The 17,848-nt window shown below is 44.3% G+C and carries 10 protein-coding genes, 2 tRNA genes and 4 pseudogenes; 3 read left to right on the top strand and 13 right to left on the bottom strand.

Annotation, left to right across the window (positions count from 1 at the left end):
• Positions 1–221: 221 nt before the first annotated feature.
• The 4 genes and pseudogenes from gyrA to TT12_RS02145 form a co-directional block, all read right to left on the bottom strand.
• A pseudogene (gene gyrA, locus TT12_RS18125) lies at positions 222–3,039 on the bottom strand (DNA gyrase subunit A).
• A gap of 305 nt (positions 3,040–3,344) precedes the next feature.
• Complete coding sequence (locus TT12_RS15150) at positions 3,345–3,524, bottom strand: YdcA family protein (protein WP_193009516.1); 180 nt, start codon at positions 3,522–3,524, stop codon at positions 3,345–3,347.
• 104 nt (positions 3,525–3,628) lie between these two features.
• Complete coding sequence (locus TT12_RS02150; RefSeq protein ID WP_207803963.1) at positions 3,629–4,963, bottom strand: alpha/beta hydrolase family protein; 1,335 nt, start codon at positions 4,961–4,963, stop codon at positions 3,629–3,631.
• A gap of 38 nt (positions 4,964–5,001) precedes the next feature.
• Positions 5,002–5,319: a hypothetical protein gene (locus TT12_RS02145; protein WP_045451769.1), complete on the bottom strand. Its 318-nt coding sequence runs from the start codon at positions 5,317–5,319 to the stop codon at positions 5,002–5,004.
• A 322-nt stretch (positions 5,320–5,641) separates the two neighbouring features.
• Here TT12_RS02145 and TT12_RS02140 point away from each other — a divergent pair.
• Positions 5,642–6,514, top strand: a pseudogene (locus TT12_RS02140) (methyltransferase domain-containing protein).
• A 146-nt stretch (positions 6,515–6,660) separates the two neighbouring features.
• Here TT12_RS02140 and TT12_RS16170 read toward each other — a convergent pair.
• From TT12_RS16170 to TT12_RS02105, 9 genes and pseudogenes are all read right to left on the bottom strand, one after another.
• Complete coding sequence (locus TT12_RS16170; RefSeq protein ID WP_243443290.1) at positions 6,661–6,918, bottom strand: TOBE domain-containing protein; 258 nt, start codon at positions 6,916–6,918, stop codon at positions 6,661–6,663.
• Complete coding sequence (locus tag TT12_RS02135) at positions 6,885–8,000, bottom strand: ABC transporter ATP-binding protein (protein ID WP_243443257.1); 1,116 nt, start codon at positions 7,998–8,000, stop codon at positions 6,885–6,887. Before TT12_RS02135 ends, TT12_RS16170 begins: the two co-directional genes overlap by 34 nt.
• Before the next feature lie 106 nt (positions 8,001–8,106).
• A pseudogene (locus tag TT12_RS19235) lies at positions 8,107–9,812 on the bottom strand (ABC transporter permease).
• Positions 9,813–9,985: 173 nt separating this feature from the next.
• Positions 9,986–11,109: pseudogene (locus TT12_RS02125) on the bottom strand (extracellular solute-binding protein).
• Positions 11,110–11,399: 290 nt separating this feature from the next.
• On the bottom strand, positions 11,400–12,125 hold the full coding sequence (locus TT12_RS02120) for a 16S rRNA (uracil(1498)-N(3))-methyltransferase (RefSeq protein ID WP_045451765.1): 726 nt from the start codon (positions 12,123–12,125) through the stop codon (positions 11,400–11,402).
• Complete coding sequence (locus TT12_RS02115) at positions 12,122–13,708, bottom strand: 3-deoxy-D-manno-octulosonic acid transferase (protein WP_201605327.1); 1,587 nt, start codon at positions 13,706–13,708, stop codon at positions 12,122–12,124. Before TT12_RS02115 ends, TT12_RS02120 begins: the two co-directional genes overlap by 4 nt.
• A gap of 175 nt (positions 13,709–13,883) precedes the next feature.
• Positions 13,884–15,353 (bottom strand): tetratricopeptide repeat protein, encoded by a 1,470-nt coding sequence (locus TT12_RS02110; RefSeq protein WP_045451761.1) that lies wholly within the window; start codon positions 15,351–15,353, stop codon positions 13,884–13,886.
• A 104-nt stretch (positions 15,354–15,457) separates the two neighbouring features.
• Positions 15,458–15,616, bottom strand: coding sequence for a hypothetical protein (locus TT12_RS16160; protein ID WP_243443254.1), 159 nt, complete (start codon positions 15,614–15,616; stop codon positions 15,458–15,460).
• Between the two features lie 14 nt (positions 15,617–15,630).
• Positions 15,631–16,986, bottom strand: coding sequence for a phospholipase D-like domain-containing protein (locus tag TT12_RS02105; protein ID WP_243443253.1), 1,356 nt, complete (start codon positions 16,984–16,986; stop codon positions 15,631–15,633).
• Between the two features lie 404 nt (positions 16,987–17,390).
• Between TT12_RS02105 and TT12_RS02100 the strand changes: the two genes are divergently transcribed.
• Both TT12_RS02100 and TT12_RS02095 read left to right on the top strand, forming a co-directional pair.
• Positions 17,391–17,466, top strand: a tRNA-Val gene (locus TT12_RS02100).
• A gap of 65 nt (positions 17,467–17,531) precedes the next feature.
• A tRNA-Asp gene (locus TT12_RS02095) sits at positions 17,532–17,608 on the top strand.
• Positions 17,609–17,848 lie beyond the last annotated feature (240 nt).

The raw sequence follows: 17,848 nt of genomic DNA, 5'->3' as shown, positions 1-17,848 counted from the left end.
TTAATATGAACATATTGACAAAATTGCTGACGATGTTTAGCAAAATATAGCCATTTTAAGACCACTAAACGTACTAATGTGCTAATTGATGACACGCCCTAAAGGCAGACTCTAACAATAGATGACGTACAGGAAAAAATAAAAGCCTCCGACGATAACGTCAGAGGCTTTTTATAGAACAATCATATAAGACTAGATCAAAAAGCTAACTACTGAGACATTTATTCGTCGTTTGCGTTTTCACCGTCTGTACTGTCAACATCTATTTCATTGTCAGTAGCAATATCCATAACGTCATTCGTTGCTGTGTTGCCAGTAGCTGCATCGATATCTATCTGCTCTTGACCTGCCACATCAAATGTACCGTCTTCTCTCATGGCATCAACCAGCTCATCGTCACCTTCTTCATGCTCAACACGCGCCATAGCGACCAGCTTCTCGTCTTTTGATAGACGAATCAGCGTCACACCTTGCGTATTACGACCAGAGCTAGCGACATGCTCAACGGGCGTACGAACCAACGTACCTTTGTCAGAGATTAAAATAATATCGTCTGTAGAGTCAACCTTAGTGGCTCTTACTAGCGCACCATTACGCTCACTGGTTTTGATAGCAATCACACCGCCGCCGCCACGATTTTGGGTATTGAACTCATCGATAAAGGTACGTTTACCAAAGCCGTTTTCACAAGCAATAAGGATTTCGCGGACATCATCTTCGATCACCACCAATGATTTTATAGACTCATTAGCCGCCAAACGCATACCACGGACACCTTTAGCCGTACGACCCATCACGCGAGCATCATTTTCATCAAAACGAATGGCTTTACCACTGGATGCAAACAACATCACTTCTTGGCTACCATTAGTGATACGAGCACTGACCAGCTTATCGCCCTCTTCTAGTCCAACCGCAATCAAGCCGTTCGAGCGAATATTAGCAAACTGCTTAAGCTCTACCCGCTTCACCGTACCATTGGCAGTTGCAAAGAATACAAAAGGTGGCTCTGCTTGCGTGCTAGCGTCTAATGAATCATCATCCCCATCTACTAGAGCATCTGTTAACGCGTCACCTTTTACCGATAGCTCTTCCACTATTTTTGGAATCGGTAGTATAGTAGTAACAGTTTCATCAGGATTCAAGCCAATTAAATTCACCAATGGACGACCGCGAGCACCGCGACTGGCAATCGGTACTTCAAAACCACGTAAGCTAAAGACACGACCGCTATCCGTGAAGCACAATACGGTAGCATGCGTTGAGGTCACCACCAAATGATCAATCACATCATCTTCTTTCATTGCGGTTGCAGACTTACCTTTACCACCACGTTTTTGTGCGACATAATCGTCAATCGGCTGAGTTTTTGCATAACCAGTACGTGAGACCGTCATGACAACCGTTTGTTCAGGAATCAAATCTTCACGGTTAAAGTCAGTACGTGAGTCAATGATATCAGTACGGCGCTCATCACCAAAGTTATCACGAATCTCAATCATCTCATTGGAGATAATAGTCATTAGCTTATCAAAATCACCAAGAATAGACTCTAAATGAGCAATCACGTAGCAAATCCTGATATTCTTCGGTCAATTTGTCTTGCTCAAGACCCGTTAGACGATGCAACTGCATATCTAAAATCGCGTTGACCTGCTCAAGTGATAAGCGATAACGTTCTTCGCCCTCAATCAAGCCAAATGGTGCTTTAGGATCTTCGCCTTCGATATAGTCAGGACGCACAGATTGGCTACCAGCAGCGGTCAGCATCGCCACCACGCTACCTGAACCCCACGTATTATTTAATAAGCTTTCACGTGCCAAACCGCGGTTTGCAGAGGCTTTAATTGTTGCAATAATCTCGTCGATATTGGCTAATGCAACAGTCAAACCTTCGAGCAAATGACCACGGACGCGGGCTTTGTTTAATTCATAAATCGTACGACGTGTCACCACTTCTTGACGATGACGTACAAAAGCGGCAATCAGCTGACGCAAAGTCAGTAATTTCGGCTGACCATTATCGAGCGCAACCATATTGATACTAAAACTTGATTCGAGCGGCGTTTGCAAGAACAAGTTATTAACGATAACTTCAGCTGTCTCACCACGACGCAAATCAATGGCGATACGCATACCATCTTTGTCAGACTCGTCACGAATCTCGCTAATACCTTCAATCTTTTTATCACGTACGAGTTCTGCGATACGCTCAATCATTTTGGCTTTATTAGATTGATAAGGTACTTCGGTAAAGACAATACGCTCACGATCGCGGTTGACACCCGTATCACTCATGGCTTCAATATGATAGCGACCACGGATGTGCAAACGACCTTTACCCGTGCGATAAGCATCTAAAATACCAGCGCGACCATAAATGATACCACCTGTAGGAAAGTCAGGACCTGAGATGTGTGACATCAACTCTTCAGCTGATATTTGTGGGTTTTCGGCATAAGCCAAACAAGCATTAATCACTTCTGTCAGGTTGTGCGGCGCCATATTAGTCGCCATACCAACAGCAATACCAGTCGCACCATTGATTAGTAAGTTTGGAACACGCGCTGGCATGACGCTAGGCATACGCTCAGAACCATCGTAGTTGTCTTCCCAATCAACCGTGTCTTTGTCTAAATCAGCAAGCATCTGATGCGTCAGCTTGGTCATACGTACTTCGGTATAACGCATCGCTGCCGGAGGATCATCATCGATCGAACCAAAGTTACCTTGACCGTCAACCATCGGATAACGCAAACTAAAATCCTGCGCCATCCGCACAATGGCATCATAGACCGCACTATCGCCATGTGGGTGATATTTACCAATGACATCGCCGACGACACGTGCAGACTTCTTATATGGCTTATTATAGTCGTTAGATAGCACGTGCATGGCGTACATCACACGGCGGTGTACAGGTTTGAACCCATCACGCACATCAGGCAGCGCACGCGAGACAATCACGCTCATCGCATAATCCAGATAGGATTGCTTTAGTTCCTCTACGATGCCAATAGGACTGACCGATTCGCTCATATACACTCCTTCACTCACATTGTTTTTCTAATGTTGACACGTTTGTTCAAGATACTCATGGGTTATACAAAAATATAGCTGCATCAATGCGCAGCTACTATCAGAATAGTGACCCTAAAAAAGCACTGTCAAAGGTGCAAAACAATAGGAAAATAGTGATACGGTTTTTGTTAAAAATAATGTTCAATTAAAGAAGCTATTTTAGCACAAATTTGCTGATTTAGGGGCGTCTGGCTGTTATTAAAATTAAGCAAAACAGCTGATTAGCGGTTTTTTTTACTCTAATGACAAGGGTAAAAACAACTTTAACGACATACTTGTTTTGATTGACTGATTTTGCCGTTTTTACAAACAAATTTACCATCTTTTGAGCAGTGAGATACGCCGCCCATTTTGCCCGAACAAGGTGTATTCTTAGCCTGTGCTTGACTGATCGGAGCTGTGATAAAGACACAGGCTATTAGTGATAATATTATCGATTTCATATTTTTCTCTTATTGATGATTAAATGATATTCATGAAAAAACTGCATCCAGTGGATACAGTTTTTCGATAGTCAGGCTATTTTTTATAGTTAAAAGACCTTCTATTAAGCAGGTTTAAATTCCTGATTAAAGAACTCACGTGTGGCTTGCGTACACGCTGGGCTAACTAAGCCGCCATGATAGTTGGTATAAAAAGCCAATAACGGCACGCCACCTTGTGCAGTCGCATCCGCTTTCACCTTTTCAACGCTATTGCTGAAGTTTGTTTGTACATTGGTTACGATATCAGTGGCATTCCATTTGTTCATTGATGCCTGTCCAATCATCATAAAGGTCGATTTATCTGGACGCTCAGCAGCATTGTCTTTATCGACATCCAATACCGTAATATTGAGCTTTTTGGCGGAGTTTTTGTCAGAGGCTGCTTGTAATATTTCTACCATAGAGCCTGTATTAGTATCAAAATAAACCGTCGGGTCTTGGTTACCGCCACAAATAAGTGTCGGCATTGTCGGCACATAGCCACGTAAGTCATTATCCTTTAGTGCTTTACGTAAGTTATTCTCAGGAGCTACAGCTGGCATTTTGTTGCCGTTTTCTGTCATTAACCCATCGGGATGCTTAATGGTATCCGCTACATAAGCTGCGCGAAAATCCGTCTTAATCAAATAGTCATTTTCATCATAACCGCCCAGCACAGAAAACAACTTCCCTTGTGATAAACCAGCAAATATTGCGTCGGTAGGGTCCTTTTGAAATAGAGCATTATTGGGCAGTTTGCCCGCCGTGACTAAGTCGCCAAATGCTGTCTCACTTGGTAACTGGGCATCAGCATACTTATCCAAGAATATGTCTGATTTTTTACCATAAATATTGCCATACTTTTCTTGTAAACCAATGCCAAGTAATGGCGCAAATCTAGACGCTCCAATATTGACGTTTCCTCTAAATATTTCATCGCCAAATGCTGCTAAAGCATAAGGTCCTGATGAAGGCGCAATGGCAGTGATTGACTTGTTTTGTGACTCTAGCAATCTAGCGGTTGCCATAGTGACGTAGCCGCCTTGCGAGTAACCTGCGATGAATAGCTTGCCTGAATCATCAATGTTGTCGTAATTGGTATTATTGGCACGCTTCTGTCGCTCGATGATTGTACGGGCACTATCTAAAGCATCTACCATGTCGGTCGACTGCTGCTGTGCCACCAAATAAGGATGGTAATCAAGATCAGACTCATCATAACCAGCATAGTTTGGTGCAACGACGATGTAGCCTTGAGCGGCAAAGTTGGCAGCGATTAATGCCGCCTCACCAGCTGCTGGATTTTGAGGATTAGCGACTTGACTAAAATCGTAGCCTTTGTCCGTAGTTGTGCCGTGAGCATACAGCAAGATAGGTCGATCGCCTTGACAGTCAGCACTGTCGCCACTTGGTAGCATCAAAGCTGCTGTCGCGTTGGTACGCTCACCCGCTGCCCCTACTGTCGGATAGCTGACTTTTTCGATTTTGATACCGCATTTGGCATCAGGGTTGCCGTACCATCAAGACCAAACTGGGTATTTATTTGCGCGGTGTTAAATGAGCTGATTGATTTAACTGACGTCGCAGAGTCAGAGCCTATGACAGCATCAAAGTCATTGTCATCGCCACAACCGACGAGCAGCAAGCTACTGGCAATAGCGACGGATAATAGGCAGCGTAGCATCACAGGCTTGCCCGTCGTAATGGATACTGATTGATGGGTACTGCTAGGTGATTTGTCATTTATAGCGGTAGTAGATTTAGATACGATCATGGTTGCTGTCCTTAGCGGTGGTAGATCAGACGTTTGCTGAGAGTCCTTGACAATAAAAAACTTCAGTATGGCAGACTCTTTTTATCGATTGGTTTTTATTGAATACAGTGAAGTATCAGATATTTTCAATAAAACTTACTCAATAATTGTTTCTTAAACCTTACTACTTATACCGTAAAATATTATGAAAAGCTACTGGGAAACTGGTATTTAATAGCATATTTAACGCTCTGGTAAAGCTAGTATTGGTGTCAAGCCTAGCTTAGATTTTGTCTTTGTTGTACGATGTTCCAAAATACCACCCTAATACAGATAGCGCTTTATGCAAACCAATAGTGAAAGTACCAAAGAACATGACAACCAATCGCTTAATCTGACACAACAAATCGACACATCAGGTGATATACGTGCCGATCGTAGCTTCGATGCGATTGCGGATCATTTTGAAAAAAAAGGTCTACGGTGGCTTAAAAGGCGATATTCGATTGGCGGTGCTACGCCGTGATATCTTTGAATATAGCGCGCAAATGAGTAAAAGCTTGGGCGAGCTTTACGTATTTTGGATGTGGGTGCAGGGTTGGCACAGATTGCAATAGAGCTGGCAGCTCAAGGTCATACATTGGTCATCAATGACATCTCAGCCAATATGCTAGAAAAAGCGAAAGCGAGTGCCGCGCAGATAGACGAAGACCTGAATATCACATGGTACGTTTGCCCCTATCAGGAGCTGCCAGAAAAGTTGGGTACAGAAAATAGTGAAAAGTTTGATTTAATCATGTGTCATGCGCTGCTTGAATGGTTGGCCGAGCCCGCTGCCGTGATGGACTTTTTTGATCAGCAATTAGCGGATAATGGTGCGCTATCTTTATGCTTTTATAACCCAGCAAGCTTTGATTATCGTAATCTGATCATGGGGAATTTCAACTTACTCGATAATACAGAATATAAGGCGGACAACAAAAAAAGCCTCACGCCCAACCATCCTGTCGCCAAAGAAGAAGTTGAATCTTGGTTGGCTGCGCATCATTATCAGACCATACGCACCAGTGGTCTGCGCGTATTTCATGATTATGCCCCGCTTAAGCGTGGTGGTCACAATGACCCAGAAGCCGTGATACGCATGGAGCTGCGCTACTCGCAATTAGAGCCATATAAATGGTTGGGACGTTATTTGCACATATTGGCGACACGATAAGCTTAAGTGCAAGCCGCAGTTGTTTGACGTAAACATGAATTAATATAGTCGCCGCAGTTTAAAGTAGATACAAGGCAGCCAAGCGTCAATAGCATACCGTGTGCATGTCGCGAGGTTAATACCCTAATCATTTATAAATGCTGCGACTATTCTGTCTCATCAACTCTTTCTGACCTATCATACTCTGACCAAGTCGTCGCATTAATGTCTTTTTCATCAAATACCACGACGTGCTCTAAGATAGGTAAAATACCAATCTGTGACCCAATCTCGTGATTATGGTGGCTGGCGACTAAAGACAGTACCGTTTGCCCGTCATCGAGCTGTAAGCGATATAGATAGTTGGCACCGCGAAATACGCGTCCAACGACTAAAGCGGTTTGGTTGCTCTCATCGTCATGAATGATATCATCAGGCGCACCAGCACCTTAATCGGTGTGCCATTAGGATAATCGTACTCGCAATACTGTGGATACCCTGATTCATCGTACACTTCCATACGTCGATAGATATCGCCTAATGCCGTCTCAACATGGCCTTCTTTGATGATGCCATCTATCATCGCGCCTTCGCCGACAAACTCGGCGACAAAAGGACTGATTGGCTCATGATATAGCTCACTTGGGGTTGCCCACTGTACCAGCTTGCCTTTATGCATCACCCCCACTTTATCAGCCAGTGCAAAGGCTTCGTTTTGATCATGAGTGACCAATATTGCCGTGGTATTGGTGCGTTTAAGAATATCACGGACATTCATTGCCAATGATTCACGTAGTACCACATCTAGATTAGAAAACGGCTCATCGAGTAGTAATAATTTTGGCTTTGGCGCTAATGCACGGGCTAATGCCACCCGCTGCTGCTGACCACCTGACAGCTCATTTGGACGTTTGTCAGCATGCTCAGACAATTCAACCAGCTCTAGCATCTCAGCGACACGGGATTTTTTGTCAGCGGCAGACCATTTATTCAGACCAAAAGCGATGTTTTTTGCCACGCTCAAATGCCCAAATAACGCATAGTCCTGAAACACCATACCCATACCGCGTTTGGCGGGTGCGACTGCATATGAGTTGCGGTCAGTTTTATCAGTAAGACATTGATTGTTTAAGAGAACCGTACCATCACGGCTTTGTTCCAGCCCTGCAATCGCTCTTAGTGCCGTGGTCTTACCGCAGCCGCTATAACCTAAAAAGCAACCAATCTCGCCTTGCTTCAATTCCAATGACAAACCATTGACGATAATCGTATCGTCATAACCGACGATTAAATCTTGCACACTAAAATAAGGACTAGTAGCCGTAGCTGTCTCAACATCTTGGCTAAAAGCACTGCTTTTTTCTAAAGACTTACTAGGCTGGGCGGGCGGCGTCTTAACTTGAGCAACTGGTAATTTTTTTATATGCTCTAGTCTTGCCTTGGCCTTTATTGACCTGGCATTGATTGATTTAGAGTCTGCTGAGCCTTTCATTGAATCAGTGTACATAGACGGTACCAGTTAGCTATTAGTAAATAAAACCCATAGATAAAACAGTGAAAACAATCATAAAATGGAGCGTCATCGGATAATGCAGATTCACTCTAAAAACACCTTAACCTTGCTTATCGCTTTGACGCAATAATATCCAAACAGGCAGCAGCCCAACCAGCACAATCAATAAACTGGGCAACGCAGCTCGTCCCCACATGCCTTCACTGGTCATCTCAAACACCCGCACCGCCAGCGTATCCCAGCCTTGGCGACGCGTCATTAAGGTAATCGGCATCTCTTTCATGACTTCAACAAACCCCATCAATAGTCCTGTAAATATTCCCGGACTAATAACAGGCAACATCACTTGACGCCAGCGCTGATAAGAACTGTCACTCAGTAATTTGGCAGCCGCTTCTTGATTGACCGTTAGTCGCTGTAGCTGTCGATCAACTGGCTGAAAACTCACCGTCATAAAACGCGTCGATAATGCCAATAGCATCACTATCACACTGCCTGATAGCACTTGCTGCGTGGTAATCCCAAACGCAATCATTTGGTTGTCTAGCCAAGCAATTGGAATAAATATGCCCACTGCCAATACTGTACCCGGCACCACATAACCCAAATTTGCCAAAGTAGTCATGAGCTTGGTCAATTTATCAGGATACTGCCGCTTAATCCACGCAATGATAATCGCCAAAAAGGCAATAAAAATCGTGGTCATGCTAGCAATCATGAGGCTGTTGGTCACAAAATCAATATAGCGCGCATCAAAATCTTGGCGAAAATTCAATGCCGTCCAGTAGATAAGCTGCAAAAATGGGATTAAAAAAGCGCCAGCAAACACCAAGGCACACAGCAATGTCATGCCCAATTTTGCAGGCGTGCTGGCATCAAAACGTTGACTGCTGCCTTGAGTCACATTATTGCCGCGCTTGGTTTGCCAATACTGTTCAAACAATACCACAATAAAGATTACACCGATGAGCAAAGCTGCCAATTGTGCCGCAGTGGTCAAACTAAAGAAGCCAAACCATGCTTTGTAAATAGCCGTGGTAAAGGTATCAACATTAAAGACTGACACGGCCCCAAAGTCTGCCAAGTTTCCATACTAGCAAGCAATAGTCCGCCAATAATCCATGGCAAGGCTTGTGGTAATGCCAACCGAAAAAACACGCGGCTACGGCTTAAGCCCAGCATTTGTCCCGCTTCAATCGCGCGCCTGCCTTGCGATAAGAACGCTTGACGCGCCAGCAAATAAACATAGGGATAAAATGCTAGGGACAATACCAAACCTGCTCCCCAGACATTACGGATCGAAGGAATCGCTGCATCAAAGCCTAGGTCACGCAAACCTGTCTGTAATGGTCCACTAAAATCAACAATACCAATGGTGACAAACGCCAATACATAGGCAGGTATCGCCAGTGGCAACATCAGCGCCCACGAAAAAAACCGCTGTCCAGGGAAGCGGTACATACTGGTTACCCAAGCAAGCGCGGTGCCAATAGTGCCAGACACGACTGTTACCATCAGCAATAAAATCGCGGTATTTTTAAGCACTTGTGGCAGCACATAATCTGCCATGTGCGTCCAGATATCAGCAATTGGCTGCATCCAAGATAGCAACACAATCAAAATTGGCAAAAGCATAAACGACGAAATCAGTCCTAAGACTGATTTTGAGATAATACGTTTACGGACGGCGTGGTCTTGGCTGACGGTCTGCTTGCCATCAATATTATGATTATCCATATTGTTGGCATTAGCACTATCATTGACTGTATCGTTTTGACGTACAGACGCGTCTGGCGTTTTGATCATATCATTATTACCGTGTCATACGCATAAAGACCTTATAACATTATACCAAACTCAAAAATACGGCTAAAAACACTGTCTGCTTTGAACATAAATACTATCATTTAGCCTATCAAGCTTGATACTCGTACTTGATAGGCATTGTCCTTTTTGAGAATGGTATGACTGTCAATACCTTATTTATAGCCTGCTTTGTCCATCAACTGAATGGCTTGGGTTTGTAGCTCACCAAACTTTTGCACATTGATATCGTCTTTTTTGAATTCACCCCATGATCTGAGCATTTCTGACTCATCAACCCCTACTTTTACTGGAAATTCTTTGTCTGAGCTGGCATAAAGACCTTGCGCCTCATCAGAAGACAACCATTCTATCAGTTTAAGCGTCCCATCTGGATTGTCTGAACCTGCGACCACACCAGCACCTGAAATATTTACGTGTGTACCAGTCGTGCCTTGGTTTGCCCAAAATATTTTCACAGGGAAGTTAGGTTTTTCATCGAGCAGACGACCGTAGTAGTAACTGTTGGCAATGCCCACTTCACACTGACCAGCAGCGATGGCTTCTAGCATACTGGTGTCATCGCTGAACACGTCAGTCGCTAAGTTAGCGACCCAACCACGGACGATTTCTTCCGTTTTTTCTTCGCCCAAATGCTCCATCATACTGGCCACAAGCGACTGGTTATAGACCTTTTTAGAGGTACGTAGGCATAACTTGCCTTTCCACTTCGGATCGGCTAAATCTGCATAAGTAGATAATTGGTCGGCACTGACTTTACTTGGGTCATAAAAGATCGTACGAGCACGCAATGATAGCCCTGTCCACTGACCTTTTGGATCACGATATTTGGCAGGGACATTTTCTTCTAACACAGTAGAGGATACTGGTTGCAATAAGCCTTGTTGAGCCGCTTGCCATAAGTTACCCGCATCAACCGTGAGCAGCATGTCGGCTGGCGTGTTCTGACCTTCAGCTTGCAAACGCGCCATGAGCGGACCTGTACTATCTGTGACCAGCTCAATCTTCACACCTGTCTGTTCTGTATAACGGTCTAGCAATGGCTTAATCAGCTGCTCATTCGCGAAGAATAAATAGTAATCGTTTGACCACCTTCACTCGTAGCACCATCATTAGCAGCTGGTTGCTCAGTAGCCGCCGCTGATGTCTCCGCCTCCACGCTCTCTTCTGTTGTAGATGAATTGCTACAACCAGCCAGTCCCAACATCATGCCAAATACGGCAACAGGCAAGATAAGCTTAGTAGAAGTTAGGTTAGCGCTAATGGCATTCAATGACATGGTTTTCCCCATAATGATGCTACGAAAAGGTGAGATAAATATACGAGATGACAATAAGATAAGACGGCGCTAAAGACCTCTAACAATAAGGTTCAATCACGCGATAATCTCTGAAACAACATACTAATAGAAATGAGATTAATTATCAATACATTTGTTTAACTCAGAAATGCACGGATAATTTGGCTCAACTGTCTCTTTTTAAGGATAAATTTATAGATCTTCACGGAGCAGTATATAGATTTTCTAAGTGATGGCACATCTCAATTATCTTTCAATTATCTACTGATTCACGACAGCAACCATTGACCTAAAATCACATTGACGGCGGCTTCTGTACGCAGGATACGCGAGCCTATAGTGACTGCCGTGCAACCTTGAGTGGCAAGCAACGCTATTTCATAATCAATCCAGCCGCCCTCGCTACCGATACAAACCAGACTTGGCAATCCTAACGATGGTTGCTGTTGTAGATACTGTGTAAAGGATAGCTCACTATACGGGTGCGCCACGATGGCTCGATTGGTTACCAAACCTGCCAGCTCATCTTCCACGAATGGCTTGAAGCGTTTTTGTAAAGTGATACGAGGCGCTATGGTGTCAACCCCTTGTTGCAGCCCTTCTAATACAAACTCATCAAGGCGCTCAAGCATCGGACTTTGCCAATAGCTTTTTTGCGTGCGATAGCTATTGATTAGGATAATATCGCGCACCCCAAGCGCGGTCATATCCATGATTAAGCGGCGTAGCACTTTAGGACGCGGTAGTGCCAACACAACGGTCAAATCTAGCTTTGGTGGCGGCGCAGTGGTGAGCTGAATATCACGCAACTCAATAGTATCAGAGCGGATGCTCTCAATCACAGCAGTGCCCAAATGACCGCCCATTTGACCGATTTTCAGCGTATCACCAACTTTTGCTATTAGCACTTTATTGACGTGATTTATTTGTGATAATTCAGCAATATATGCCGCATCCGAAGAGAAGTTTTCAATGGGTAATAATAGACAATTCATAGCAGCTCTTGGCTTGGTTGTTGAATAGCATGCTGCTCGACAACCTCTTTAATCATGGTAAATTGGCGGGTCAGTACGGCTTGCTGTTGTCTTGTCATTCGCGAGCCAGCTTGCCCTGCTTGTTGCGCTACCTCAAGATCACTGAGCCAAGACACTAGCTGCTGATAAATGAGCGCTACATCCTCTTTAGCGGTAGGCTGCTTACGAGAGGATTGTTGATTCATATCATCATTAGTAGTAGCCGCATTAACAGTAATGGGACGATAGAAAACATTGTTTGGCTGATATAACGCGCCGACCTCCGCCAATTTATCCACCACGCTTTGGCAAGACTGCGTATAGCGCCCCATGAGTACAGGCGTTGCCACACTCGCTGGCTCAACAGGATTGTGCCCACCGACATCTACTAACGAGCCGCCGACCAGTGCCACATCTGCCAACTTATACCACGCCATCAGCTCACCCATGCTATCAGCCAGATAGACTTGTGTGTCTACATGAATGCTATCTTCTGCACTACGCCGTGCCATTGTTAATTCGGACGCTTGAATGAGCGCTGCTACTTCATCAAAACGTTCAGGATGTCTAGGTACAATGATAAGCAGCGCATCAGCGAGCGCGGGATGAGACAATAGCTGTTGATGCAGTGACAATGCCGTCTCTTCTTCGCCACTATGGGTACTTGCGGCAACCCAAATCGGTCGACCAGCGATATTCATCTCTTTTGCTAATGCGGACTCTTTGGCCGATTCAGAATATTGGTTTGGTACGCTAGGATTTTCTGTATAGTTAGCTTCTATATCAGCCGCTTTATCTTCAATTTGAGGCGTATTGATCACCCATTTGAGTGAACCTGCGACACGAATTTGCGCGCTATTCGCACCCAATTGTCGAAAGCGTTTAGCAGAGTCGCTGTCTTGGGCGATAATCAAAGTCAGATTTTTCATCATACTGGCACTGACCGCAGCAATTTTTTGATAACTTTTAAAAGAAGATGCTGACAGCCGACCGTTGACCAAGATACTGGGAATATGGTGTTCGGATAATTTGGTTAAGATATTTGCCCATAGTTCTGTTTCGACAAACAGAGCAGCGATAGGCTCGACATGCGCCAAAAAAGCCTCAATCACAGTTGGGCTGTCGACAGGTACGTAGCTATGGCTCATCCGACCTTGAGCAATATCATCGGCGAAACGGCTGGCACCGCGAGCAAAACCTGTCTGCGTGGTATTGGTTAGCCATATCTGATAGCCATCAGCCAATAATGTATCTAATAATGGCGCGACGGTATTGGTCTCGCCCAATGACACCGCATGACACCAAATAACGCCTTTATCAGTTTGCGCATTAGTCACTTTAGCCACTGGTCGCGGTGGATATTGTTTGCCAAAACGCTGCGCCACTTCTTGTTGATAGTTGTCGCGGTTGTGTGAGCGTTGCCAAACTTGCAGTCGATATAGCGGCTTAAGTAAGCCAATGGCGCACTGATAATACAAAGGCGCAGTATAAACAGTGCGGCTGGGCAACGATACTGGGTCAGTCGCTGCCAAAGCACAATCAGAGGATATAGGAGAAGATGGCATAAAGTTGCCAGATTAGTAATGGCTTAAATAATATAGTCAATTCACTATAAAAGAGTGACGGCATTCACCTCTTTAAATTAAATCGACTATAGTAAGGTGACGGTAAAAAATGCGCCAATTCTACCTGAATTTAGCGATTAACAATACGCTTTACAGCGTGTTGCCATAAAATATTTTAGACAATAATTAGGATCAATATTGCCACTACGAGTATGGCGACGAATAACAACTGATAGCGCTTCATGCTATGTTGCTCTTGTTTTTGTGTCGTTATCAGCGCTTGCGCCTGTTGCCATTGCCCTACTACGCTCGCCGCTTCCGCGTGTCCATTCTCCGCTGCTTGCTCTAGCCAATATTTACCAGTGTCTATATCTTGCACTACGCCAACCCCTTGGTAATACATCTTGCTTAGTAGGCGCTGCGCACGACTGTCGTTTTTGCTGGCTGCCTGCTTAACCCATTCAACCCCTGACGCTGTAGCAGCACCCTTATCAACCGTTAATCCTTCGCCAAGTAACTCATACATTGCCAAATGTAGCATGGCAGCACTATTACCCGCATGCGCCGCCTCTTGTAGTGTTAATAGCGCTTGCTTTTTTGTCGTTAAATGACTCTCTGAAAAGCGCATTTGCGCGCGTGGCTGACTTTGCTTAGCAATATGTTGCTCAAACTGCTCCAACACTTTATGGGCTTGCTGATACTCAATATTTCCAGCCGTTTGAACGACTTCTATGTTATCCAGCTCTACGAGCAATTGAGTAAAAATCGCGGGCATTGGCAATTCTTGAAGAGAAGGCACTGACGATGGTAGTGGCTGCTCTAATACCCTATTTTCTGAGGTTGTATGAGGTTGTACTGTTTCTGATTTAGACAGCACAGGCTTAGTTTGGCTCTCTTGCTGAAACAGGTTCTGAGATTCTGGCACAGCATGTGGCGTATGACTCAACCCTTCTTTTTCCAATGGTTTCTGACTATCAACCGTTTTAATACGCTCTACATGAGTGCTTGTATTTGTATTTTGTGTGCTGCTTTGAGTAACTAAAACTGGCGTGCCTGACTTAACCACTTGGTCATCATTCAGCTTTGGCAGCCTTGCACTAACCGCTTGATATAAACCGCTAGCCACTTGACCGCCTTGTACGGCTGCAAACGGCCGATCAATATGACCAAATAACCGCAAACCTATCGGCTCTAGGGCAAAAAACAATGACGTAACGCTATTAGCATCAGCCGACTGACAATAGATAACCGCCATATGTTGATAAAAATCATCGGTTTTGAGAGCCAATTCAGGATAGCGCTTATGTAGCTCAAATTGTCCATACCAATGCGGCGTATTTTGCCATTGCTGTGCCAATACTCGCCCTGCATAAAATGCCAAAAATACCATAAAGTTACGATAGCGTTCATCGAGCAATAATGTCTCTTCATGCCATCGACCAGTTTTAACCATCTCACGGCGTATGTGCGACAGCAGCGTATCGACTCGCTGTAAGCTTGCCAATGACTCATCTAATATACAATCACGAAGCTCGCTTTCGTAAGCAATGCCACCAGCGATAGGACGATTCGCTAGAAAGTCTTGCCAATAGCCTGCTGCAATATAGTCAAAGGGCGTTAGAGGTGATGCAGACGATGCATACATAGACAAGCGCATCCTTTATCGGGATAAATTAATAGTAATAAAAATAAGGTCATCATGGGACTAAACTGATATCAGTCGTTTACCTTACCCTAAAATCGAAAATGCTACAATAAAGGACTAAATAAGCGTACCACATTATCAAACAAACGCTCTGTACCATGGCGCTGTTGCCACTGCTCTAAACTCAGAAAACGGCAACTTTGTAAGTAGACTTCTTGACAATCAGCGACTTGAGCGACCATCTCTGGTGTATAAATGGCCAAGCTCACCTCCATATTTAGATAAAACTGCGCATATCGATGTTTACAGTACCAAATAAACAATAATCATCATCGATAACCACTGTTTTGGTATGCAACAGACCACCCTTAAACAAGGCAATCGTCACGCCTGCCTCGAGCAGCTCTTGATAATAGGCTTGTGACGCATGCTGTACAAGAAACGAATCCACCTTTTCAGGGACAATCAGCGTCACCTCAACCCCGCGTTTGGCAGCGATCGTTAATGCTCCCGAGAGCGCCTCGTCAGGTACAAAATACGGTGTGGTAATGCGAATGCGTTTATTGGCACGATGAATAACGGTCACCAATGTATTGTAAATCACATGGGCAGTCACTTGTGGTGCGGAAGGTATTAGCTGCGCCAGCACCCCTTCTACCATCGGCATCTTCGGTATCACAATCGATGTCGAGCCAATATTTGGCTGCTCATAATAGTCGATCTCACCAGCCAATACCTTTACCCGACTGTTTAAATCATTAATGGTTGGGTTCATCACATATAGTTTACGAGTATAGCCATTTACTCGCTGATTGAGCGCGTCTAGATTGTCATTGTTTTCCGCACCAATGTCTGTGGCCACCACGATCGCCATGGCTGTCGTAATACTAATAGAGTGTTGACTGGTCGTGCGTATGGCCACATCGATCCACTGTCCAACGTTTTTATTTTGTTTAAAAAACCTCGGATCGACTAAGTTAAAGCTACCGATATAACCAATGTGCTCATCAATCACCACAATCTTACGATGGTTACGCAAGTCAGAGCGCTTAAATAACGTTTTAAACAGACCCACTGGTAGTGACTGATGGACAAAAACACCTGCTTTTTCCAATGTACGGTGCGCGCTACTGTTAAAAAAGCTAAAGCTACCCACGCTATCGGCCAATATATGACACTCAACGCCACGCTGCGCTGCCGCTGACAACGCCTCTATCACCTCTAGTACTTGTCCTTTAGGATAAACAATGTAAAACTCCATCAGGATAATGCTCTGAGCAGCATTGATATCTTCGATTAAATTCTGAAAGATAGTATGAGGATCTGTCAATAGCTGCATATTGTGATTAGGAAACACGCCCAGCCCCGTCCAGCGCGTGCCTATTTGACTGACACCGCGGTAGTTGGCTGGCAGCAACTCTTGTCCCTGATCAAAAACCAAATTCTCACGCCGTGCCATATCATCCATCAATAAGCTTGCTTGGTCTACCCGTTGACGATAGCGCCGCCCTATCATCGGCTCACCCAATAGTATATAAGCGATGAAACCAAAAAGAGGCAAGGTATAGAGCACAGCAATCCAAGCGATAGATACACCGATATTGCGCTGCACCGATACAACACGTAGCGTCATTACTATCATGAGAACAATATGCAATACCAGACCCAAGCCTGCGAAGTCTCCCCAAGACCAGGTCGTAAAAGTTTGTTCAATAGTGGAATTTTCTATGCCCGCCTCCAACAATCAACATAAAATAAAGCATGAGTCGTAAAACACCCTCAATAGTATAGTAGTTTTTGACCATCAAACAATGACTAACCATAATAAGTTTTTAGGCAGCAACCTTAGGAAACACGTGCCTCAGACTACTATTAATAATAGCTTTCAGACAGTATTTTCAATTATTTTTCAAAATAGTTAAAAAACTGTTTGACAGCCATGTGTAAATCTATATAATACACACCCACAGCAGCAGAGCTTAGTGACAAACTTAGAGCTCAGTTGATGTTGAATAAATTGCATAGCAATTGTTCGAAGGGTGATTAGCTCAGTTGGTAGAGCGTCTGCCTTACACGCAGAATGTCGGCGGTTCGAATCCGTCATCACCCACCACTATTTAGTATAGCGTTACTTTCAAGTAGTAGGCTAAGTGGTTAAATAAACTAAGTACGACCTAAGCAGCGGTAGTTCAGTTGGTTAGAATACCGGCCTGTCACGCCGGGGGTCGCGGGTTCGAGTCCCGTCCGCTGCGCCATATTTAAAACGAATTTAAACTCTCGAGTTTAAGCAAGTTTCGCCTCAAACAATTAGATTGTTTGAGGTTTTTTTGTGTCTATTAATTCTGCCATACCTCTATTCACTTGCCTCTCGTATTATTTGTCCTCAACCACCCTACCAGCTTTTTTTACTATTCTAAATCGTAATAATTATTGCTAGTGGTTTAACCTACCAGCTACTTCGACACATCTCCTTGCTTACAAAAACAATAAAGCTG

It is taken from the genome of Psychrobacter sp. JCM 18903 (assembly GCF_000586475.1).
In the GTDB taxonomy this organism is placed as follows: Bacteria; Pseudomonadota; Gammaproteobacteria; order Pseudomonadales; family Moraxellaceae; genus Psychrobacter.
The sequence above is the reverse complement of the archived record's forward strand: the minus strand, read 5'-3'. Positions and strand labels throughout refer to the sequence as shown.